Origin of the sequence: Pseudomonas khavaziana, from assembly GCF_019145205.1 — a bacterium.
Classification (GTDB): Bacteria; Pseudomonadota; Gammaproteobacteria; order Pseudomonadales; family Pseudomonadaceae; genus Aquipseudomonas; species Aquipseudomonas khavaziana.
Window position 1 is genome coordinate 412,181 of the sequence record NZ_JAHSTT010000001.1, and the last position, 21,447, is coordinate 433,627.

19 protein-coding genes and 1 pseudogene are annotated in these 21,447 nt (G+C 55.3%); 7 read left to right on the forward strand and 13 right to left on the reverse strand.

Annotation, left to right across the window (positions count from 1 at the left end; genetic code table 11):
- Positions 1–218: 218 nt before the first annotated feature.
- From KVH01_RS01670 to KVH01_RS01680, 3 genes are all read right to left on the reverse strand, one after another.
- The gene (locus KVH01_RS01670) at positions 219–974 is read right to left on the reverse strand and encodes a DeoR/GlpR family transcriptional regulator (RefSeq protein ID WP_014717134.1); all 756 of its coding nucleotides are present in this window, start codon (positions 972–974) and stop codon (positions 219–221) included.
- Between the two features lie 95 nt (positions 975–1,069).
- Positions 1,070–2,575, reverse strand: a complete 1,506-nt coding sequence (glpK, locus tag KVH01_RS01675) for a glycerol kinase GlpK (RefSeq protein ID WP_124399534.1) — start codon at positions 2,573–2,575, stop codon at positions 1,070–1,072.
- 74 nt (positions 2,576–2,649) lie between these two features.
- Positions 2,650–3,504 (reverse strand): MIP/aquaporin family protein, encoded by an 855-nt coding sequence (locus tag KVH01_RS01680; RefSeq protein ID WP_217880232.1) that lies wholly within the window; start codon positions 3,502–3,504, stop codon positions 2,650–2,652.
- A 327-nt stretch (positions 3,505–3,831) separates the two neighbouring features.
- Here KVH01_RS01680 and ybaK point away from each other — a divergent pair, with 327 nt between their 5' ends.
- Entirely contained in the window at positions 3,832–4,302 is a 471-nt protein-coding gene (gene ybaK, locus KVH01_RS01685; RefSeq protein WP_217880233.1) for a Cys-tRNA(Pro) deacylase, read from the forward strand.
- Between the two features lie 248 nt (positions 4,303–4,550).
- Here ybaK and KVH01_RS01690 read toward each other — a convergent pair whose 3' ends face one another.
- Both KVH01_RS01690 and argF read right to left on the reverse strand, forming a co-directional pair.
- Positions 4,551–5,594, reverse strand: a complete 1,044-nt coding sequence (locus tag KVH01_RS01690) for an ABC transporter ATP-binding protein (RefSeq protein ID WP_217880234.1) — start codon at positions 5,592–5,594, stop codon at positions 4,551–4,553.
- Complete coding sequence (gene argF / locus KVH01_RS01695) at positions 5,591–6,511, reverse strand: ornithine carbamoyltransferase (RefSeq protein ID WP_217880235.1); 921 nt, start codon at positions 6,509–6,511, stop codon at positions 5,591–5,593. The genes KVH01_RS01690 and argF overlap by 4 nt, the downstream gene beginning before the upstream one ends.
- A 435-nt stretch (positions 6,512–6,946) precedes the next feature.
- Between argF and KVH01_RS01700 the strand changes: the two genes are divergently transcribed.
- Positions 6,947–9,055, forward strand: coding sequence for a molybdopterin oxidoreductase family protein (locus KVH01_RS01700; RefSeq protein WP_217880236.1), 2,109 nt, complete (start codon positions 6,947–6,949; stop codon positions 9,053–9,055).
- Positions 9,056–9,141: 86 nt separating this feature from the next.
- Positions 9,142–9,480, forward strand: a complete 339-nt coding sequence (gene grxD / locus KVH01_RS01705) for a Grx4 family monothiol glutaredoxin (protein ID WP_005785264.1) — start codon at positions 9,142–9,144, stop codon at positions 9,478–9,480.
- A 63-nt stretch (positions 9,481–9,543) separates the two neighbouring features.
- Here grxD and bfr read toward each other — a convergent pair whose 3' ends face one another.
- Together bfr and KVH01_RS01715 are read right to left on the reverse strand one after the other, a co-directional pair.
- Complete coding sequence (bfr, locus tag KVH01_RS01710; protein WP_043048827.1) at positions 9,544–10,014, reverse strand: bacterioferritin; 471 nt, start codon at positions 10,012–10,014, stop codon at positions 9,544–9,546.
- Between the two features lie 200 nt (positions 10,015–10,214).
- Positions 10,215–10,433: a bacterioferritin-associated ferredoxin gene (locus tag KVH01_RS01715; protein WP_217880237.1), complete on the reverse strand. Its 219-nt coding sequence runs from the start codon at positions 10,431–10,433 to the stop codon at positions 10,215–10,217.
- Positions 10,434–10,676: 243 nt separating this feature from the next.
- Here KVH01_RS01715 and KVH01_RS01720 point away from each other — a divergent pair, with 243 nt between their 5' ends.
- Positions 10,677–11,279: a peroxiredoxin gene (locus KVH01_RS01720; RefSeq protein WP_003172097.1), complete on the forward strand. Its 603-nt coding sequence runs from the start codon at positions 10,677–10,679 to the stop codon at positions 11,277–11,279.
- Positions 11,280–11,347: 68 nt separating this feature from the next.
- Here the strand turns inward: KVH01_RS01720 and rnt are convergent, their stop codons facing one another.
- Positions 11,348–12,019 carry a ribonuclease T gene (gene rnt / locus KVH01_RS01725; RefSeq protein ID WP_046071155.1) on the reverse strand — a complete coding sequence of 224 codons (672 nt, stop codon included), beginning with the start codon at positions 12,017–12,019 and terminating at the stop codon, positions 11,348–11,350.
- Positions 12,016–13,062: a dihydroorotase gene (gene pyrC, locus KVH01_RS01730; RefSeq protein WP_217880238.1), complete on the reverse strand. Its 1,047-nt coding sequence runs from the start codon at positions 13,060–13,062 to the stop codon at positions 12,016–12,018. Before pyrC ends, rnt begins: the two co-directional genes overlap by 4 nt.
- Positions 13,063–13,218: 156 nt before the next feature.
- On the opposite strand from pyrC, the gene KVH01_RS01735 reads away from it, so the two are divergent.
- The 3 genes and pseudogenes from KVH01_RS01735 to KVH01_RS01745 form a co-directional block, all read left to right on the forward strand.
- A complete protein-coding gene (locus KVH01_RS01735) occupies positions 13,219–14,127 on the forward strand; it encodes a flagellar protein MotY (RefSeq protein WP_124399538.1) in 909 nt (302 codons plus the stop codon).
- Between the two features lie 129 nt (positions 14,128–14,256).
- Positions 14,257–15,474, forward strand: coding sequence for an argininosuccinate synthase (locus KVH01_RS01740; protein ID WP_217880239.1), 1,218 nt, complete (start codon positions 14,257–14,259; stop codon positions 15,472–15,474).
- A 625-nt stretch (positions 15,475–16,099) separates the two neighbouring features.
- Positions 16,100–16,171, forward strand: a pseudogene (locus KVH01_RS01745) (DNA-binding response regulator); the annotation flags it as partial.
- A 131-nt stretch (positions 16,172–16,302) separates the two neighbouring features.
- On the opposite strand, the gene KVH01_RS01750 reads toward KVH01_RS01745, so the two are convergent.
- Genes KVH01_RS01750 through KVH01_RS01765 form a run of 4 tightly spaced genes read right to left on the reverse strand, consistent with a single transcriptional unit; the run spans position 16,303 to position 21,396 of the window.
- Positions 16,303–16,650 carry a TetR family transcriptional regulator gene (locus tag KVH01_RS01750; protein WP_225924031.1) on the reverse strand — a complete coding sequence of 116 codons (348 nt, stop codon included), beginning with the start codon at positions 16,648–16,650 and terminating at the stop codon, positions 16,303–16,305.
- A gap of 50 nt (positions 16,651–16,700) precedes the next feature.
- Positions 16,701–18,575 carry a site-specific integrase gene (locus KVH01_RS01755; RefSeq protein ID WP_217880241.1) on the reverse strand — a complete coding sequence of 625 codons (1,875 nt, stop codon included), beginning with the start codon at positions 18,573–18,575 and terminating at the stop codon, positions 16,701–16,703.
- A complete protein-coding gene (locus KVH01_RS01760) occupies positions 18,572–20,251 on the reverse strand; it encodes a hypothetical protein (RefSeq protein WP_217880242.1) in 1,680 nt (559 codons plus the stop codon). The genes KVH01_RS01755 and KVH01_RS01760 overlap by 4 nt, the downstream gene beginning before the upstream one ends.
- Complete coding sequence (locus KVH01_RS01765) at positions 20,251–21,396, reverse strand: tyrosine-type recombinase/integrase (protein WP_217880243.1); 1,146 nt, start codon at positions 21,394–21,396, stop codon at positions 20,251–20,253. The genes KVH01_RS01760 and KVH01_RS01765 overlap by 1 nt, the downstream gene beginning before the upstream one ends.
- Positions 21,397–21,447: the final 51 nt, after the last annotated feature.

Sequence of the window (21,447 nt, forward strand, 5' to 3'; positions counted from 1 at the left end):
ATGGTAGCTGATAAATGCGCGCACAGCCACCCGACTTCGATTAAAAAAACTCATCGAAGGGCGGGAAAAGGAAAATTTGTGAACATGAGCCTGGGGAAGACTCAAAAGGTTGAGTGCTGGATAGATCACCATCGGGAGCAAGCCCCCTCCCACACTGGTATGTGTTCACAGCTCAAAATGGGGGAGGGGGCTTGCTCCCGATGGCGGCAGTGCAGGCGCTACACGACTTCCAGTCGCACCTTGTGCTCATTCAACACTTGCACCAACGCCGGCACTGGCTGCTGATCAGTCACCAGGCAGTCCACCAGGCTGATGGGCCCCAAACGAATCATGGCATTGCGCCCGAACTTGCTGGAGTCCGCTGCCAGGATCACCTGGCGCGCATTGGCAATGATTGCCTGGGAAACCCGCACTTCCTGGTAATCGAAGTCCAGCAGGCTGCCGTCCTCGTCGATGCCGCTGATGCCCACCAAGGCAAAATCGACCTTGAACTGGTTGATGAAATCGACACTGGCCTGGCCGACCACACCGCCATCACGGCGCACGTTGCCACCGGTGAGCAACACATCGAAGTCGTCCTTGGCACTGAGCATGGTGGCGACGTTGAGGTTGTTGGTGATGATTTTCAGGTGGTTGTGATTGAGCAGCGCACGGGCGATGGATTCGGTGGTGGTGCCGATATTGATGAACAGCGAGGCGTGATCGGGAATTTGCGCGGCGATGGCTTCGCCGATGCGCTGTTTCTCGTCGCGCATCTGGTCGGCACGCATGGCGTACGCGGTGTTCTCGACACTCGAATCATAGGCTGCACCGCCGTGGTAGCGACGCAACAGGTTGGCATCCGCCAGCTGGTTGATATCGCGGCGGATGGTTTGCGGGGTGACAACGAATAGCTGCGCCATTTCCTCGATACTGACATAGCCGCGTTCGCGGACCAGTTCGAGGATTTGTTGTTGGCGGGGAGGCAGATTCATGGGGCGTCCTTTGGGCTGCCATACAAAAGTGGCCCATGATGACGCAGGAATCCGCTCCCTGCCAGTTACAACCCGATATGGACCCGGCGCTTGGCTTATTCAGCGCCTTCGTGCGGTTCCCAGTCACGGGTGCGGCTCACCGCTTTTTGCCAGCCGGCGTAGAGCTTCTCTTTGGCGGCTTCGTCCAGTTGGGGTTCGAATTCGCGCTCGATTACAGCCTTACCACGAAGTTCGTCCAGGCTGCCCCAGAAGCCACACGCCAGGCCGGCCAGGTAGGCGGCGCCGAGGGCGGTGGTTTCACGCATTTGCGGGCGCTCGACCTGGGTGCCGAGGATATCGGCCTGGAATTGCATCAGGAAGTTGTTGGCAACCGCACCACCATCCACACGCAGGGCCTTGAGGCGCTCACCGGAGTCTTGTTGCATGGCGTCGAGTACATCGCGGGTCTGGAAGGCAATCGACTCCAGGGCTGCGCGAATAATGTGGTCCACGCGTACGCCGCGGGTCAGGCCGAACAGCGCGCCACGGGCATACGGGTCCCAGTAGGGCGCGCCCAGGCCGGTGAAGGCCGGGACCAGGTACACACCGTTGCTGTCCTTGACCTTGCCGGCAAAGTATTCGGTGTCGTGGGCGTCATTGATGATTTTCAGCTCGTCACGCAGCCACTGCACGGTGGAACCGCCGTTGAAGACTGCGCCTTCCAGAGCATAGGCCACTTCGCCGCGGGGGCCGCAAGCGATAGTTGTAAGCATGCCGTGCTTGGATTTCACTGCCTTGTCGCCGGTGTTCATCAGCAGGAAGCAGCCGGTGCCGTAGGTGTTCTTGGCTTGGCCGGCTTCCACGCACATTTGGCCGAACAGCGCCGCTTGTTGGTCACCGGCGATGCCGCCGATGGCGATGCCGCTCTTGGTGCGGCCATAGATTTCGGAGGAAGACTTGACTTGCGGCAGCATTTCCCGCGGCACATCCAGAATCTCCAGCATCTTCGCATCCCACTCCAGGGTGTGGATGTTGAAGAGCATGGTGCGCGAGGCGTTGGTGTAGTCGGTGACGTGGGTCTTGCCGCCGGTAAACTTCCAGATCAGCCAGCTGTCGATGGTGCCGAACAGCAATTCGCCATTGCGTGCACGCTCGCGGCTGCCTTCGACGTTATCGAGGATCCACTTGAGTTTAGTGCCGGAAAAGTAGGGGTCGGTGACCAGCCCGGTGGTGTCGTTGATGTACTGCTCGTGGCCATCGCGCTTGAGCTGCTGGCAGATTTCGGTGCTGCGGCGGCACTGCCAGACGATCGCGTTGTAGATCGGGCGGCCGGTGACCTTGTCCCAGACTACAGTGGTCTCGCGCTGGTTGGTGATACCAATGGCGGCGACCTGGTCATGGTGCAGGCCGGCTTGCGCCAGCGCTTCGACCATCACTGCGCTCTGGGTGGCAAAGATTTCCATCGGGTCGTGCTCGACCCAGCCGGCTTGCGGGTAATGCTGGGTGAATTCACGCTGAGCGGTACACACCACATTGGCATCGCGATCAAAAATGATAGCCCGCGAACTGGTGGTGCCCTGGTCAAGGGCAATGATGTAGTTCTTATTCTGAACGTCGGTCATGTCAGGTGCCTTACGAAATAAGGAAGTCAGAAATCAGCCTGGACCGCGAAGGGCAGGGGACCAGGCTGGCGCTTTCAGGAAATACGGGTCTTGCCGTTGACAGCCGTGTCGGGTGTTTCAGCTATAGCAGGTACGGCGCTTGGCAGGTGGCGGGCAATCAGCCCGCGATAGGCTGCGGCGCCGAGGCATGCGCCGACAATCGGGGCGAAAATCGGCACCAGGAAATAAGGAATGTCGCGGCCACCAGTAAAGGCCATTTCACCCCAACCGGCGAAAAAGGTCATCAGCTTGGGGCCGAAATCCCGTGCCGGATTCATCGCAAAGCCGGTCAGCGGGCCCATGGCGCTACCAATCACGGCGATCAGCAAGCCGATCAGCAGCGGGGCCAGCGGGCCGCGTGGCAGGCCGTTGTTGTCATCGGTGAGGGCCATGATCACGCCCATCAGGATCGCGGTGATGACCATTTCCACCAGGAATGCCTGGGCCGTGCTCAGCAGTGCATGGGGATAGGTGGAGAACACGGATGCCAGTTCCAGGCTGGCCTGGGAGCCGCGGACCATATGGTGGGTTTGTTCGTAATCGAAAAACAGGTTGCTGTAGAGCGTATATACCAAGGCGGCGGAGCAGAAGGCGCCGGCGACCTGGGCCAGAATATAGAAGGGCAGTTTGCGTTTTTCAAAATCGGCAAAAATGCACAGGGCGATACTGACCGCCGGGTTGAGGTGAGCTCCGGAAATGCCGGCGCTCAGGTAGATCGCCATGCTCACGCCGATCCCCCAGATAATACTGATTTCCCAGAGGCCGAAGCTCGCACCCGCGACCTTGAGCGCGGCGACACATCCTGTACCGAAGAAGATCAGCAGCGCGGTCCCCAGGAATTCGGCCATGCATTGGCTCGAAAGTGAAGGCTGTTGAAGAGCAGTTGTCATGGAAAACCTCGATTGTTGTTCTTGTCTGGCGCACTGCCTCAGCGGGCGGTTGCGCGATTTTCACCGTGACAAGGATCCCCATCCTGGGTCGCGGCTTACTGCTGGAGTACTGAGGAGTATTCCTACAGTATTCGGAAACGAAAAAATATAGACAAGAATGACCGCTGTCAAAGGTCGAAAGTGAACCGCCAGTCACTTTCTAACTATTGGTCTGGTGAATGATCACGCGGGTTGGGTTTGGCATGTGCGCCAGCAGCGCTTGAACTAGAGCGTTTTGCCAGCGCTTGTCCTAGAATTGGGCACCTGTTTTCCCTGCCCGGAGACTCCATGACACCCGCATTGGATTTGTTGAAAAAAGTTCGCGCCGAACATCGCATCCATAGTTATGAACATGACCCGAAGGCAGCTTCGTATGGCTTGGAGGCCGCGGAAAAATTGGGCCTCGACCCTGCGCAGGTGTTCAAGACGCTGCTGGCGAGCAGTGAGAAAGGCGAATTGTTGGTAGCGGTGGTGCCGGTCGTCGGAAGTCTTGATTTGAAAGCGCTGGCTCATGCGGCGGGCGTGAAAAAAGTCGAAATGGCCGATCCGGCGGCGGCTCAGCGTTCCACCGGTTACTTGTTGGGTGGCATCAGCCCGCTGGGGCAAAAGAAGCGCCTGCGTACGTTTATCGACGAAACGGCGCAACCCTTTGCAACGATTTTTGTGAGTGCGGGGCGGAGGGGGCTGGAGGTGGAATTACACGCAGCAGTGCTGGCTGAACATACCCAGGCCAAATTCGCGCCGATTGGCCGGGCCTGATTTTCAGCCCTGTTACGATCCAAATGTTGGAGGGGGCTTGTCCTAATGCCAGTCAGTTAAGGCTTTTTTGTAGGAGCGAGCTTGCTCGCGAAAAACTTACAGGCGCCGCGTTCATTCAGCAAACACGCGTTATCGTTGACGTTTTTCGCGAGCAAGCTCGCTCCTACAGAAGGCGATGACCGCTTAACTGACTGGTATTAGGGCTTGCCCCCTCCCACATGTTCAACCCGGTTCCCCCAAGAAGCTGCTTAAGCCTGGAACAGCACCAGATGCTCGGCAGCCACTCGAATGCCTACATCCGCACCAACGGCATGATCGGCATGGCTGGGGAAAATCGACTCCAATTGCGCTCCCGTAGGCAGCTGCAGGCGATACAGGGTCGATGCCCCCAGGAATGTCTTGCCGACGATCCGGGCTTTCAATGCACTGTCCGGTGCATAAACGATGTCATCCGGGCGTAGCAATACGTCCACCGCGCCGCCAGTGGGCCAGGTATAAGCGCGGTTGCCGCGTAGGTCTCCCAGTTCAGTGCTCACCGATTCCGGCGAGTTCAAGCGCCCACGAATGAAGTAACCCTGGCCAATAAAGCTTGCGACGTAAGGCGTCTGTGGTTCGTGATAAAGGTTGTAGGGCGTATCCCACTGTTCAAGGCGACCTTCCTTGAACACGCCGACATGGTCACTGACGGCGAACGCTTCTTCCTGGTCATGGGTGACGAGGATCGCACTGGTGCCCCGCACCTTGAGGATATCGCGCACTTCATGGCTGAGCTTGCGGCGCAGTTCGCCATCCAGGTTGGAAAACGGTTCGTCCAGCAGCAACAATTGTGGTTCCGGCGCCAAGGCGCGGGCGAGGGCGACACGTTGCTGCTGACCGCCGGAAAGCTCGTGGGGGAAGCGCTTGCCCAAATCCTTCAGATTCACCAGTTCCAGCAACTCGGCGACTACGCGATCCTTTTGCGGATGTTTGCGAATACCGAAGCCGATGTTATCGGCCACGCTCAGGTGCGGGAACAGAGCGTAGTCCTGGAACACCATGCCGATACGACGTTTCTCGGGTGCCAGGGTGAAACCGGCGCTGGAGATGACTTCACCCGCCAGGCTGATTTCGCCTTCGTGTATTGGCTCAAAGCCGGCAATGGCGCGCAAGGTGGTGGTCTTGCCGCACCCCGAGGAGCCGAGCAGGCAACCGATGTCGCCGGCATTAAGGTGCAGGTTGAGGTTCTGCACCACCCGTTGATCTTGATAGCCGCATGCCAGATTGCGCAGGTTCAGCAGGAGTGGCTGGCTCATGCGTGGTGGTACGAAGGTGGGACGAGAAATTCCAGCAGGGCTTTTTGCGCATGCAGGCGGTTCTCGGCCTGGTCCCAGGCCACCGAACGCGGGTCGTCAAGCAGGTCGAGGCTGATTTCTTCGCCGCGGTGAGCAGGCAGGCAATGCATGAACAGCACGTCGGGCGCGGCCGTATCGAGCAGGGCACGGGTCACCTGGAACGGCGCGAACAGGGCCAGGCGCTTGGCCGTTTCATCTTCCTGGCCCATGGAGGTCCAGACGTCGGTGCTGACCAGGTGGGCGCCTACTACTGCATCTTTTGGATCGCGCAGCAGTTGCACACGACCATCGGCCTTGGCCATGAACTCGGCGCTCGGCTCGTAGCCTTCAGGGCAGGCGATACGCAGGTGGAAGTCGAACTGGATCGCCGCTTCTATATAGCTGTTGCACATGTTGTTGCCGTCGCCGACCCAGGCTACGGTCTTGCCCTGGATCGAGCCACGGTGTTCGAAGAAGGTTTGCATGTCGGCCAGCAGCTGGCAGGGGTGCAGGTCATCGGACAGGCCATTGATCACTGGCACGCGGGAGTTGGCGGCAAATTCAGTCAGGTTGCTGTGGGCGAAGGTACGGATCATCACCGCGTCGAGCATGCGTGACATGACCCTGGCGCAATCGCTGATCGGCTCACCACGGCCCAGTTGGGTATCACGCGGTGAAAGGAAAATCGCCTGGCCGCCCAGCTGGATCATGCCGGCTTCGAACGACAGGCGTGTACGCGTCGAGGATTTCTCGAAAATCATCCCGAGTACGCGGTTTTTCAAAGGCTCAAACAGTACGCCGCGGTTACGCAGGTCTTTAAGCTCAATGCCTCGACGGATCACGCTGACCAGCTCTTCGGGCGTGCAATCCATCAGGGAGAGAAAGTGCCTTGCGCTCATCATTAACTACCTTTTTGCAACAGACCGCAGATACTCAAAGCCTTGTTTATTGTGACAACGGGCGAGACCTGCGGCGGAAGCCGCACGGGGCGACGAAATAGGGGAAGGCGCGATATTGACATTAAATGTCGCGTCTTACCAATAGGGCTACGGTTTTTAGGGGTGTTCAAGCAGGGCGCTGACGCGCGTTTGAAGACGATTTCCTGACAGCAGCGGGTCATTTGTACACTGGCGCCGAGGCCTTTTGCAATGCGCCGAGGCGGGCCCAAGCCAGGTAGCGTCGGTTTTAGCCAATCGGTGGAGGAATTCTGAAACATTTACTCATGCTTAGCCATGCCTTGGCCTATGCCCACCGATTCACAGCACGAAGGTTGCTGGCGCGCTGGCAGCTCGCCGCCCATAGTCAAGCCAAAGCCCCTATAAAAGAGACTGGCCATGACCAAGACTCTCCATCACCGCGCCTGCCACCTGTGCGAAGCCATCTGCGGCCTGACCCTGGAAACCACCCAGGCTGACGATGGCAGCCTGGCGATCACCTCGATCAAGGGCGACCCTCTGGACAGTTTCAGTCGCGGGCACATCTGCCCCAAGGCCGTGGCCCTGCAGGATATCCAGAACGACCCGGACCGCCTGCACCAGCCGATGCTGCGTGTGGGCAGCGAATGGCAGCCAATTGCGTGGGACGAGGCTTTTGCCATGGTGGCCGAACGGCTGGCAAGCATCCAGGCCCGGCACGGGCAGAACGCGGTGGCGGTGTATCAGGGCAACCCCAGCGTGCACAACTATGGGTTGATGACCCATAGCAACTACTTTCTCGGGCTATTGAAGACGCGCAATCGCTTTTCCGCGACCTCGGTCGACCAACTGCCCCATCACCTCACCAGCCACCTCATGTACGGCCATGGCCTGTTGCTGCCCATTCCGGACATCGACCATACCGACTTCATGTTGATTCTCGGCGGCAACCCGCTGGCCTCCAATGGCAGCATCATGACCGTGCCGGACGTGGAAAAACGCCTCAAGGCCATCCAGGCCCGGGGCGGTAAAGTGGTGGTGGTCGATCCTCGGCGCAGCGAGACAGCCGCCATCGCCGACCAGCACTTGTTCGTACGCCCCGGAGGCGATGCGGCGCTGTTGTTCGGGCTGCTCAACACCTTGTTCGCTGAGGGGCTGACCCGCGACAGCCATTTGCCAGTTGAAGGGCTGGAAGACGTGCGTCGAGCAATTGCCGGATTCAGTGCCGAGGCCATGAGTCGCCAGTGTGCAGTGCCTGCCGAGCAGATTCGGCAATTGGCCCGCGATTTCGCTGGGGCTGATAAAGCCGTTTGCTACGGCCGAATGGGCGTCTCGACCCAGGCGTTCGGCACCCTGTGTCACTGGTTGGTGCAGTTGATCAACCTGGTAACTGGCAATCTCGACCGCGTGGGCGGTGCGCTGTGCACCAGTCCGGCGGTCGACCTGGTGGCCTCGACTGGTGGCGGCCATTTCAATCGCTGGCAGAGCCGTGTGTCCGGGCGCCCGGAATACGGTGGAGAGTTGCCGGTGTCGGCCCTGGCCGAGGAAGTGCTCACCGAAGGCGAAGGACAGATCCGCGCGCTGGTGACAGTGGCCGGCAATCCGGTGCTGTCGACGCCCAACGGTCGCCAGTTGGAGCAGGCGCTGGATGGATTGGAGTTCATGGTCAGCGTCGATCTCTATATCAACGAGACCACGCGTTATGCCGACCTGATCCTGCCGTCCACCTCTGCATTGGAAAACGATCACTACGACACCACCTTCAATATGTTCGCGGTGCGCAATGTCACCCGCTTCAACCGTGCGATCCTGCCCAAGCCCGAGGGTGCGCTGCATGACTGGGAGATCTTTGTCGGCTTGGCCAAGGCATTCGCGGCGCAGACCGGCGTAGCGCTCAAGCCAACCCTGCCTCCGGCACAGATGATCGATTTCGGGCTGCGCGCAGGCGCCTACGGTGATGCATCCAGTCATAAGCTATCGGTGGCGATGTTGGCCGATCATCCCCATGGTGTGGATCTGGGGCCGCTCAAGGCCAATCTCGCAGCGCGTTTGAAGACTGCCGATGGCAAGGTCCAGGCGGCACCGGCTGTGATCCTCGCTGACCTGGCGCGCTTCGAGGCCCAGCCGATGCCGGTGGCCGACGAGCTGCTGCTGATCGGTCGTCGTCATGTGCGCAGTAACAATTCCTGGATGCATAACTACCATCGGCTGGTGAAGGGCAAGCTACGCCATCAATTGCTGATGCATCCTGACGACCTCGCCAGGCGACAGCTCAATGACGGTCAACGGGTGCGGGTAAGTTCGCGCATCGGCATGATCGAAGTGGACGTGTTGGCCAGCCTGGACATGATGCCGGGCGTGGTCAGCCTGCCTCATGGCTGGGGGCATGGCCGCCCGGGCGTACAAATGAGCATCGCCAGTGCTCAGCCCGGGGCGAGTGCCAATGACTTGACCGACGAGCGGCAGTTGGACGAGTTGTCGGGTAACGCCGCGCTTAATGGCGTGCCGGTGCAAGTGGCAGCGGCGTGAGGTGCCCGAGCACCGCGCTGGGATTTTGCGTTACAATGCGCCACCGTGCCGACCTGTGAGTCGCAAAGTTCCAGCCGAGGTGTTCCATGGATATCATCGAAACGATCAAAGACCAGATTGCCAACAACACCATTCTGCTCTACATGAAGGGCGCGCCTAACGCTCCTCAGTGCGGTTTTTCCGCAAAAGCCTCCCAGGCCATCATGGCGTGTGGCGAGAAGTTCGCCTATGTGGATATCCTGCAGAATCCGGAAATTCGCGCCAACCTGCCTAAATACGCCAACTGGCCGACTTTCCCGCAACTGTGGGTAGCCGGTGAGCTGGTTGGCGGCAGCGACATCATCACGGAAATGGCAGCCGATGGTTCGCTGCAAGCGCTGATCAAAGACGCGGCGGAAAAAGCGGCAGCCAAGACTGAAGCTTGATTGACCTGCAATAAAAAGCCCCGCTTCTCAATACGAGAGCGGGGCTTTTTTGTACGCTAGGGGTTATTCACCCATCTGCGACTGCAGGTAGTTCTCCAGGCTGACCTTGTCGATCAGGCCCAACTGGGTTTCAAGCCAGTCGATATGCTCTTCCTGGTCTTCCAGGATGTCTTCCAGCAGTTCACGGCTGCCGAAGTCACCCTTGGTTTCGCAATGGGCGATGGCGGCCTTGAGGTCGCTATGGCTCTTGCGCTCAAAGCCCAGGTCGCTGCTGAGCATTTCCTGGGTATGCTCGCCGATGTTCAGCTTGCCCAGGTCCTGCACGTTCGGCAGGCCTTCCAGGAACAGGATGCGCTTGATCAGCGCGTCGGCGTCCTTCATGGCCTTGATCGATTCTTTGTATTCGCGCTTGCCAAGCTTTTCCAGGCCCCAATCGTCGTACATGCGCGCATGCAGAAAGTACTGATTGATCGCGACCAGTTCATTGGCAAGGATTTTGTTGAGTTGCTGGATGACTGAGATGTCGCCTTTCATGACTGGGGTCCTGCCCTGTAATAGCTGTGTATAGGGCAGAGTCTGAGCGGTGGAAATCCTAGTGTCAAACCTAAGTTATTGAATAATAAATGAAAATTAATCGGAATAAGAATGTTTGTGTTCCGCGTCTTGGCGCTAACTGATTGAATTACAGACATAAAAAAACCGGACACTAGGTCCGGTTCTTTAAAACAGCCTTTTCAGGCGTGTGTAAATTCTGTCGAGTAGGGGAGCACTGCCTGGGCTGTTTGCAGCTGCGTCAGGGTCTCCCGTACCACTTGCTTGGCGAGGCACGCACATTTACCACACTGACTGGCAACGCCGGTGGTCTCACGCACTTCTTTGTAGCTGCAGCAACCTTCGTAGATTGCTTCGCGGATTTGTCCGTCGGTGACGCCAGTGCAAAGGCAGACATACATAAGGGAGAACCGTCGCGGGTTTATGGCTTAAGTGCGATGGATCTTAATGTTAACGAGAATGATTGTCAAAGTAGTTTCATCAACGATCAGCCGCGCATTGCCCATGCGCTGACGAACGGTTTTTTCAGTGTATGATGGTCGGTCTTCACGAAGCGTGATTGCGTCATGTTTCTGTCGGATTCTACAGGCAGACTCGACCGGTCCTTTTGCTTCAATCGTCACCCCTACATCAGGAGATATCCAATGAGCGTACTCGTCGGTAAACAAGCCCCGGATTTCGACGTCCCCGCCGTCCTCGGCAATGGCGAAATCGTTGACAGCTTCAAACTGTCTGAAGCCATCAAAGGCAAATACGGCCTGGTGTTTTTCTACCCGCTGGACTTCACTTTCGTCTGCCCTTCAGAGCTGATCGCCCTGGATCACCGCATGGACGATTTCAAGGCGCGCAACGTAGAAGTGGTGGCTGTTTCGATCGACTCCCACTTCACTCACAACGCCTGGCGCAACACTGCCATCAATGATGGTGGCATTGGCAAAGTCAAATACACCATGGCTGCCGATATGAAGCACGACATCGCCAAGGCCTACGACGTTGAGTCCGAAGGCGGCGTGGCCTTCCGTGGTGCGTTCCTGATTGACGACAAGGGCGTAGTGCGCTCGCAGATCATCAACGACCTGCCGCTGGGTCGTAACATGGAAGAGCTGATTCGCTTGGTCGACGCCCTGCAATTCCACGAAGAGCACGGCGAAGTCTGCCCAGCCAACTGGAAAAAAGGCGACAAGGGCATGAACGCCTCGCCAGAAGGTGTTGCTGCTTACCTGACCGAGAACGCCGGCAAGTTGTAAGCGCCCGTTTCACGGTACAAAAAAAACCGGCCTGAGAGGGCCGGTTTTTTTATGTGCAGGGTTCAACTTCAATCGCTGAAGTCTTCCCAGCCGCCCATCTGCTTCCAGCGATTGACGATGCCGCAGAACAGCTCGGCAGTCTTCTCGGTATCGTAGCGGGCCGAGTGAGCCTCGCGGCCGTCGAAGTCGATACCGGCGGCCTGACAGGCTTTGGCCAACACGGTCTGGCCATACGCCAGACCGGCAAGGGTGGCGGTATCGAAGCTGGAGAACGGGTGAAATGGATTGCGCTTCATGTCCAGCCGCGCCACGGCCGCATTCAGAAAGCCCAGGTCGAAACTGCTGTTGTGGCCCACCAGGATCGCGCGTTTGCAGCCATTGGCCTTCAACGCTTTGCGCACGCCACGGAAGATATCAGTCAGCGCCGCTTCTTCGCTCACCGCCATGCGCAGCGGGTGGTCGAGCTTGATGCCGGTAAACTCCAGGGCTGCCGCTTCGATATTGGCGCCTTCGAATGGCTCGACGCGGAAGAAGTGGGTGTGTTCCGGGAACACAAAACCGTGTTCATCCATGCCGATAGTGGTAGCGGCGATTTCCAACAAGGCGTCGGTCGCGCAATTGAAACCACCGGTTTCTACGTCGATGACAACCGGCAGATAGCCGCGAAACCGCTCGGCCATCGGGTGACGGGAACCCCCGCCACTGTGCTCTTGTTCGTCGTCGTAATGGTCTTCACTCACTTGTTTTCCTCCAGCAGGCGCCAGCGCAGTGTTTCACCGGCGCGCAGCGGGATAACGGTCAGCTCGCCGAATGGCAGGCTGGCAGGGGCGGTCCAGTCTTCACGAACCAGGGTGATGCGGTCGGTATTTGCCGGCAGGCCGTAGAAACGCGGACCGTTGAGGCTGGCGAAACCTTCGAGCTTATCCAGGGCATTACGTTGTTCGAACGCCTCGGCATACAACTCGATGGCGGCAAACGCGGTGTAGCAACCGGCGCACCCGCACGCGGCTTCCTTGGCGTGCTGCGCGTGGGGGGCGGAGTCGGTGCCCAGGAAGAACTTGGGGCTACCGCTGGTGGCGGCATCCAGCAAAGCCACTTGGTGGGTATTGCGCTTGAGAATCGGCAGGCAATAGAAATGCGGCCGAATCCCGCCCACCAGCATGTGGTTGCGGTTGTAGAGCAGGTGATGGGCAGTGATGGTCGCGCCAACGTTGGCCGAGGCCTCGGTGACGAACTGCACGGCGTCGGCGGTGGTGATGTGTTCGAACACTACCTTGAGCGTCGGGAAAAGCTCGACCAGACGACGCATGTGCTCGTCGATGAAGATTTTCTCGCGATCGAACACATCCACATCGCCACGGGTGACTTCCCCGTGGATCAACAATGGCATGCCGACGTCGGCCATGGCTTCAATGGCTGGCATGATCTTGTCGATACTGGTCACGCCGGAGTCGGAGTTGGTAGTCGCGCCCGCCGGATACAGCTTGGCGGCGTGTACGAAGCCGCTGGCCTTGGCCTGACGAATTTCGTCAGGCTGGGTGCGGTCGGTCAGGTAGAGCACCATCAACGGTTCAAAGCGGCTGCCGGCCGGTCGTGCAGCGAGGATGCGCTGGCGATAGGCGTCGGCTTCTGCGGCATTGCGTACCGGAGGTACCAGGTTAGGCATGATGATGGCACGGCCAAACGTGCGCGCCACATCGGCCACGGTTTGGGGTAACGCAGCACCATCGCGAAGATGAATATGCCAGTCGTCGGGACGCAGCAGGGTCAGGCGGTCGGACATTGGGGATTCCAGGCGGGTCAATCTGGTGGGAATGCTACCGGAAAAGACTCTTGCAGGCACTCGCTATCAAGTTTTGCCGGATGCGACCGATATCCCCGGGTATGCCTTAACGATGTATGACGCTTTGAAGTGTTGTAGAAACCAGTGGAGCCTCCCGTGCGCCAGCATTATCTAGCCCTGCTCAGTGTGTTCGCCAGCCTGCCTGCGATGGCCCTCACGTTCCAGACCCGCCTGGAGAATATTGAGTGGAAGGTAGAGGGTGACCAGTTCGAGTGCCGCCTGACCCAGCCGATCACTGATTTCGGCTCCGGCGAATTCGTGCGTCGCGCCGGTGAGCAGGCGACGTTTCGCTTGAAGGCCTATAACGGCTCGTTCGGCGCAGGCTCTGCGACTTTGTTGGCTGCTGCTGCGCCCTGGCAGCCGGGCCGCGGGGATATCAACCTCGGTGCCGTACGGGTCGGCAGTGGTGACGTATTGTTCAACAGCTCCCAAGCCCAGGCCGGGCGTCTGTTCACCGGCTTGCTCGAGGGGCGTAGCCCGACCGTGCGGCATTACGGACGTGAGGGTGGCTACTCGGAAATTCGCCTGCTGCCGGTGAAGTTCAACAAGGCCTACAACGACTATCAGTTGTGCACCACCAAGCTGCTGCCAATGAATTATGACCAGGTCAAACAGACTGAAGTCGGCTTCCCCGGTGGCGGCATCGAACTGGACGCGGCTGCAAAAAAGAAGCTGTCGGTGATTCTTGCATTCATGAAAGCCGACCCCACGGTCAATCACGTCGAGTTGAACGGCCATTCGGATAACAGTGGCAACCGACTGACCAATCGCGATGTCTCGCGCCGACGCGCCCTGGCGGTGATGGACTACTTCAAGGCCAACGGCATCCCGGAATCGCAGATCACCCTGCGGTTCCATGGCGAAAGCTATCCTTTGGCGCCCAACACCAATGCGGCCAACCGCGCCCGCAACCGTCGGGTGAATATCCAGCTGGAGCGGGTAGCGGCCCCCGAGAAACCGGCACCCCAGGCCACAGCGCCGGGCAACCCTGCAGCCACATCATAAAGTGCGACCATCGGTCGCCCACTCGACATAATCTGTCGCTTTATCTTCATTTGCTGTCGCGCCCCTGTAATTTCACGGTTTTGATCGGTAGAATCGTCGCCTTTCCGTACAACCCCGTGGAGTGATGGCATGGCCGACGTAAACAAGGTCGTTCTCGCGTATTCCGGCGGCCTGGACACTTCGGTGATCCTCAAGTGGCTGCAGGATACTTATAACTGTGAAGTGGTGACCTTCACCGCTGACCTGGGTCAGGGCGAAGAGGTCGAACCTGCACGTGCCAAGGCGCAAGCCATGGGCGTGAAAGAGATCTACATTGACGACCTGCGCGAAGAGTTCGTCCGCGATTTCGTCTTCCCGATGTTTCGCGCCAACACTGTCTATGAAGGCGAGTACCTGCTGGGTACCTCCATCGCACGCCCGCTGATCGCCAAGCGCCTGATCGAAATCGCCAACGAAACCGGCGCCGACGCCATTTCCCATGGCGCCACCGGCAAGGGCAACGACCAGGTACGTTTCGAGCTGGGTGCCTACGCACTCAAACCAGGGGTCAAAGTGATTGCGCCTTGGCGTGAATGGGACCTGCTGTCCCGTGAAAAGCTGATGGATTACGCTGAAAAGCACGGCATCCAGATTGAGCACCACGGTAAGAGGAAATCACCTTACTCGATGGATGCCAACCTGCTGCACATCTCTTATGAAGGTGGTGTGCTGGAAGACACCTGGACCGAGCATGAAGAAGATATGTGGAAATGGACCGTCTCCCCGGAGAACGCTCCTGACAAGCCGCAGTACCTGGAACTGACCTACCGTAACGGCGATATCGTGGCGCTGGACGGCGTTGAAATGACCCCGGCCACCGTACTGGCAACCTTGAACCGGATCGGCGGCCAGCACGGCATCGGGCGCCTGGACATCGTTGAGAACCGCTACGTCGGCATGAAGTCCCGTGGCTGCTACGAAACCCCAGGCGGCACCATCATGCTGCGCGCCCACCGCGCTATCGAGTCCATCACCCTGGACCGTGAAGTGGCCCACCTCAAAGACGAACTGATGCCTAAGTACGCCAGCCTGATCTACACCGGCTACTGGTGGAGCCCTGAGCGTCTGATGCTGCAACAGATGATCGACGCTTCCCAGGCTCACGTGAATGGCGTCGTACGCCTGAAGCTGTACAAGGGCAATGTGATTGTTACGGGCCGCAAGTCCGATGAGTCTCTGTTCGACTCCAACATCGCCACCTTCGAAGAAGACGGCGGGGCTTACAACCAGGCAGATGCGGCCGGCTTTATCAAGTTGAACGCACTGCGCATGCGTATTGCTGCCAACAAGGGCCGCTCGTTGTTCTGATTGTTAGACGCGTTGTGAAGATGGCCCCTTGTTCAAGGGGCCATTTTTTTGCCTGGATATTGGTAGGCGAGCGTTAAAGTAGGTGTTGATGTTTATTGGCGTTTAGGCTTTGTAAGTTTTTCCGCAACTTGCAAGGATGATTTCGGTTGTTGTCTTTTTATTTTTTGGGGTGAATGATTTTTTACATCTGAAGAGGAACTATTTCTGACAGAAAATTCACTCATGTATGTGTTGGTGGTACGTTAATTGTTGAATTTTCTGTAGGAATTTTGAGTGTGTGTAAATATGTTAAATGGAACTAACGTAGATAGAATGTGCTCGTCACTTTGCATGCGCCTTCGTCAGAAACAAGGGGCATTTCCTGAAAGTCATGTGCGGTGCGTTTACCTTTTGTGGCTTATGGCAAGGATATTTCACTCAAAATATGTATGTGCCGAGAAAGTTCTGAAAGGAAGCATAAAGCCACACACCTCTAAGTTGGCGATTTTTTGTAGGCTAATTCCTATCTTCTTGTGGGTTGGGTCTCTGCCTACTGTTGCTCGGGGGTGAATGCTATGCCAACTAGTAATCGACTAGGCTATTGTGCTTGCTCTAAATAATTCGAACAGCGAAATTGGACTTTCTCATGAATAAAGTGCTGATCGTGGATGATCATCCCGTCATTCGTCTTGCTGTGCGCATGCTAATGGAGCGTCATGACTTATGGTGCGTTCCTAACAGTTACAAGAGCTTTGGGCCCCAGAAATAAGGGGCTTGGTACTTCTAACCTTTTTCGACTTACAGCTGCCCGCATCATAAGGTTGAGCAGGGAAATGAGCGATCGTCTGTTCAAGGCAAGCGACCAATTGACGTTACGCTTCTGTGTTCCTTAGCTTTGATAGTTCGGTTCTCATCAAGCAGTACTTCATTTAAAGATGCCAATTTTGCAACCTTAAGGCGAAGTTCATCTAGTTCTTTACGGAGTTCTTTGTTCCTGCTGCGCTCGGTTATAAGTTCATGGTGTTTATCATCTCTTTGCGCTCTACTGGACCGCCCCTGTGCGTCTCGGATATCTTCGGCGATTCGAGGGTAGTGGTTGTGAATCAACGCAGTAGATACCCCTGCCTCGCGAGCCACTGAAGCGATTGTGAGCTTTTTCTCTCCCAGCTTTGAGCGGCCTTTCTGAATTCTCAGCATCGCTAATTTAAGCTCTTTCTCACGAGCATCTGATGGCTTACGAGAGGTCGTCACTGGAGGTTCTCCTGGGGTTCATACTCGAGCTGAGAAAGAACATTCTGGCACCGGGCAAGATCTCTAGCGACTCTGGCCCGGCCAACTTCTCCAATATCGGGTAGGTCAAGAAGCTCTTCCAAATTTGAATGAAGGCTTTCATAAATTGGCGAAAATTCGCGGCCGATAACGGAATGGTCACAGTTACCGCACCTCGTTTTTTCCAAACTATTCCCTATGCAGCTGTCGTTGTCCGCCGTGCACCAAGCGTGTCCATTGCTCCTAATTGAGGTGCTCTCAGAGATAGATGCAATCATGGCTTTGTGAGATTTAAAAATAATTAGATTTTCTGGATCCCGCTGCCATTTTTTGAACGCTTGGCCGTACCCACCGCTGAGATTGTCTTCTTGAGTCCATGTGTTAACAGTATGATCTTTGGTAATGCCATACTCCCTTTCAATCTCCGTATAGAGATCTAAGTCTAAGTGGGCTCCCCAGTTCTCATCCATTGCATAGCCTATAGTCATGTCCATGCTCCAATGCGCGAAATGATCCCGAAGATAGCGCAAGTCGCCGAATTTGCTATGAGCTGCGTAGTTTGCAAATTTTCGTCTAAATTGGTGAGATGTCAAGTTCCAGTTAGTGCCTGAATCTTTTGCAAATCTTTTTAATTCAGAGTTCCACGTTCTCAGCGAAAGCGTTCTAACTTCGTCTTTTTTGAAGTAGTTTCCTAGAAAGAGAGAGTATCTGTGCTTGATCGCCTCGGTGATCGCCGGATCGAGAGGGTTAGACGTTCTTCGTTTCGATATTTCTTTAGCAATAGCTGCTTGGTATGGAGTAGCCCAGCGCTCCATGATTCTCAGTGCGCTGACTGCTATGTCAGGAATCATCCATTCAATAATGCCCGCACTAGTTTTCTCGGATTTTGAGCGCATCCAGTGATAAATATCTCCATCATTAGAGCGCGTGCGGTGACAAGCGCCAGATTGAAGATTGGCCAGCTCATGGTTGCGGCATCCCGAGGTCGACGCTACCACAATATAACAAGCAGTCCGGAGCTCGTTGATTCTTCTGTTTAACTCAACCTGACTATGATTCCAACCCGCCGCTCGCAATCTTGCTACCTTAGCTTTCGAATGGTTCGGTGCGTTACTTGATACAGAAATCGTTTTACCGTCACGGATGTCACGTAGATCCAGAATTCTTCGACCCTGCTCAACCATGCTATGAGCTCTCTCAAAAACTCGACAAAAAACATCGTCAGGAATAATTGGAGTTGTTCCACCGACGCGATGACGAGAGCCATCTCCAGTGAATCCAGACATCGAAGAGGCGGAGGTTTCCGGCCATGGATGCTGGGGCATTGGAGAGGAAGTAAACTGGCTTAACTCATACACAGCTTCAACCGAGACGAATATCTGAAATAGTGATCCCGGTGTGAACGGTGTTCCCCTCGCTGTGCGGTGTGAGCGAACGTTAGCAATATAGTTAGAAATAACTATTGGTGTTACTTTGGTTAAGTCGTTCATCCCTAGAGCATGCAGATATTCAAAAAAGCGCTTTGAACGATCAAAAAGGCTCCTGACTGAGCCACCTTTAGGTCGTGGAAGACCAGCACGTCCTCTTTTCATGTAGCGATGCATAACTTCTTTCACCACGCTCTGCATCGGCTCTGGCATGGTGCGGAAATCTATACGACGAAGCGCTTGTGATTTGTTACTGGGAATACCATCCAGATACCATATCGGATCAGCATAGCGAGATGTAATTACCCCCATCCCATCCACAACGGTAGTGGATATTATTGAGTTCTCGCCGACAGCCGAGATGACTGGGATTTCCTCAGACCCTAATAGACCTAAAGGATTTTCGTGTGCATTGTTCGTACTCATGCCACGATCTCTAAGTTGGCAATCAGGTCGACCGACCAAAAAGGATGAGGTGATATGCGGGCCTTTTCCCGCGCCTTATCTACAGCAGAAGTCTTGAAAATCCCCCGCCTCAGACCCTCTGCGATTATGTAGTCATCTATGAGCCTGGGGATGTGGGCGTACTGTTTACCCCACTGTCGCTTCTCGATGCGGGAGCGCTCCTCGAAGATACGGAAGTAGAAGCTGAAGAGCTTGTATAGGTCGTCCTCGGTAACAGCGTAATGCCTGCACCTCAGGCAGTTTAAGAAGCTCATGCACATGGCTCCTGCGGCCTTGGGGGCATACTGACCATTCACGATGTCACTGCATTTTCCTAGCGGTGTGTCCTTGTACGTAGCCCCGATTGTGTTCGTGAGAAGCTCTTGGACTAGCACTTCTCCCAGGAATCTCCAATTCCTTTTTGATTTATCGTCAGGCTTGAGATAGTGCCTGTCAGCAACGGCAATTGTGTTCCCTAAAGCTGCAGCAGTGACTGCGACGTCTCCGTTCGAGATTTCAAAAATTCTATTGCCGAAAGTTTTTCTCAGTCTGGATATGTTAACGCGCAAAGGATTTCCATCGTCACCGACAATTCCATTGTCATCCACGATTTTACGAAATGCCTTGTCAATGCATTGTTGTGTTAATTCAATGGTCTCCCCGGTTCTAGACGCGGCACGTGCAGGATGGATCCACACACGCTCGCGCAGATTACTAGAAGCGCCAACAAGCAGTGGCTCGGTTAGAGCTATAATGCGACGGATTAAGCGTTCGATGCTGGCTGTGATGGTAGGTGTAGATTCCAGTTGGGACTCATCTGTGCGACTAGAACGGAGAGCTACTTTACTGGTGTTATTCCCGCGTCGCTTCCATAGAACTAAAAAAACACAATTTTCTTTCGGATGACTGCGCAAACAGCTTCGCGTCATTTCAAGTAATGGTGTAGAGTTTCTACCCGTGTGAAGAGCAATAACAATCAACGCGCACGACAGAAGGTGGCTTGTAAGTGCTACACCCTCCTGCCAAATAGGCATCACTGCTTGTTTAATTGAATTGGCGAACCGGGTGCGTTCAGCCTTGGAAAGTCCTGTGGAGGATTTCTTCAGCTTGTTGCTATTAGGGAATGGGTTTTTGGGAAAGGTTGCAAGATCTCCAGATTCTATAAGCTGGAGCACTCCTCTCCGGCCCAAGGCGAAAAGGACACTTTTGGTTGCTCCCCAGATATTCTTTTGGGTTCCAATGCTTGATCCAGGTCTCGCAATATGGGACAAGAAGTCATCAATTGTCTCTCGGTTAATATCGCTGAGAGTTAGGTCGCGCTCAAGAGCCGTCACTCTTAGAGTGAGATATTTCAGAAAGTTTCGCAAGCCGGAGTGGCAGTATAGCGCTGCTGTGATGGCTTCGATTTGAGCATCCTGCCCCTTCACGAAGCGTTCGACTTGGATTTGGCACGCATAGGTAATTTGATCGATGCCCACACCATACCAAGTTGAAAAATCAAATTTACGATACTTTGATGTGTTTACGCCGAAGTTTACAGTGAGAATATCCGGCATAACGAAATCTTTCTGAGAATCCCGTTCTCCGCCATGCCCGGATTTTAGCTCTATCTGTGGGATACTAATATCAGTAAGAACGAAAAGCTTTTTCTTGGCCATCAGGGAAACTCGATGCTGTCGTTCAATTCTCGGTCGTAATCCAAGACGGCCTCATCAGCAATCTCGTTAACCAAATGTAAATAGATAGATGTTGTTTCGATGGAGCTATGTCCTAGTTGGCGCTGTAAGAACACTAAAGGGTCGACGTCCCCTTTGCTTCGCTGCAGCATTGCGAGGGTATGAGTAGCATATGTATGCCGAAGCATATGAGGATGTGCTTTAAGATTAGCTTTCTTACCCCAGTCGCGCACAATGCGCTCAATGCCTTTGCCATCGCCGCTGTAGTGTTGGCCCATCTGATTTACAAATAACGTTTTCGCCTCGTTTCCTGTTAATGAACTTCTCTCCCCGCGATAGAGACGAACATAATTTGCGATTTCCTGCCAGAACTCGCTACTCACATAAATATCACGAACTTTTTGTCCCTTTGTTCGCATGCCCGTGCCGTCATATGGATTGAGGGTTATCTTGACATTCCTTTCAGTAATCCCTTTGGCTTTAGGATCAAAAACGTAAGCCAAAGGGAAGGTAGCCAGTTCTTCTCTGCGGAGCCCGGTTTTTAATGCAAGCCGAATGAGTATCTTATGATGATGGTTCTTGATAACGCCTAGCAATAATTTTATTTGGCTCAGATTTAGGAACTTTGGCAAATGTTGTTGTTTTTTTGGCATCAAGTCGTTTGCGCTAACTGATCCGCTGCTAGCATCCACATGAGCCAGAAATCCTTTAGCACGGTTACTGCGACGATCTTCAACTGTAAATGGTAGGCGGTTAACCCACCCTCGCGATAATGCATACGCATAGAACTGGCAAATATAATGTATGCGCTGTCTGATCGTTGCAATGGCTAGCCCGCACTCAGCTTTCGAATAATCTCGGTAAGCTGCAATTAGGGTCTTTGCTTCTCCGCGATCAACATCTTTCCAGTCAAGTTCATGAGCTTGTAGAAAACTAAGGAAGTCATATAGCGCCCGCCCTACGCATGGCCAAGAGCGATTCGACCCAATTGCACCTCTGAGCAGATATGAACGAAAGAACTCATTAGCTGGAATTAAGCTTTCCATGTTGTCGTTCAGTAGTATCGGAAAGCCTGGGTAGGATTGCCCACCGATTACAAATTGTTCTGTTGCCCAAACTAATTCCACTCCCCTTCGCCTCGCACTATTTATGTCAGGTGACCAACTGCTCGGGTGACC

Bases quoted from the DNA above. Each gene is read 5' to 3' on its own strand.
- KVH01_RS01670 (WP_014717134.1), bottom strand. From the start codon at position 974: ATGAATCTGCCTCCCCGCCAACAACAAATCCTCGAACTGGTCCGCGAA.
- glpK (WP_124399534.1), bottom strand. From the start codon at position 2,575: ATGACCGACGTTCAGAATAAGAACTACATCATTGCCCTTGACCAGGGC.
- KVH01_RS01680 (WP_217880232.1), bottom strand. From the start codon at position 3,504: ATGACAACTGCTCTTCAACAGCCTTCACTTTCGAGCCAATGCATGGCC.
- ybaK (WP_217880233.1), top strand. From the start codon at position 3,832: ATGACACCCGCATTGGATTTGTTGAAAAAAGTTCGCGCCGAACATCGC.
- KVH01_RS01690 (WP_217880234.1), bottom strand. From the start codon at position 5,594: ATGAGCCAGCCACTCCTGCTGAACCTGCGCAATCTGGCATGCGGCTAT.
- argF (WP_217880235.1), bottom strand. From the start codon at position 6,511: ATGAGCGCAAGGCACTTTCTCTCCCTGATGGATTGCACGCCCGAAGAG.
- KVH01_RS01700 (WP_217880236.1), top strand. From the start codon at position 6,947: ATGACCAAGACTCTCCATCACCGCGCCTGCCACCTGTGCGAAGCCATC.
- grxD (WP_005785264.1), top strand. From the start codon at position 9,142: ATGGATATCATCGAAACGATCAAAGACCAGATTGCCAACAACACCATT.
- bfr (WP_043048827.1), bottom strand. From the start codon at position 10,014: ATGAAAGGCGACATCTCAGTCATCCAGCAACTCAACAAAATCCTTGCC.
- KVH01_RS01715 (WP_217880237.1), bottom strand. From the start codon at position 10,433: ATGTATGTCTGCCTTTGCACTGGCGTCACCGACGGACAAATCCGCGAA.
- KVH01_RS01720 (WP_003172097.1), top strand. From the start codon at position 10,677: ATGAGCGTACTCGTCGGTAAACAAGCCCCGGATTTCGACGTCCCCGCC.
- pyrC (WP_217880238.1), bottom strand. From the start codon at position 13,062: ATGTCCGACCGCCTGACCCTGCTGCGTCCCGACGACTGGCATATTCAT.
- KVH01_RS01740 (WP_217880239.1), top strand. From the start codon at position 14,257: ATGGCCGACGTAAACAAGGTCGTTCTCGCGTATTCCGGCGGCCTGGAC.
- KVH01_RS01750 (WP_225924031.1), bottom strand. From the start codon at position 16,650: ATGCTGAGAATTCAGAAAGGCCGCTCAAAGCTGGGAGAGAAAAAGCTC.
- KVH01_RS01755 (WP_217880241.1), bottom strand. From the start codon at position 18,575: ATGAGTACGAACAATGCACACGAAAATCCTTTAGGTCTATTAGGGTCT.
- KVH01_RS01760 (WP_217880242.1), bottom strand. From the start codon at position 20,251: ATGGCCAAGAAAAAGCTTTTCGTTCTTACTGATATTAGTATCCCACAG.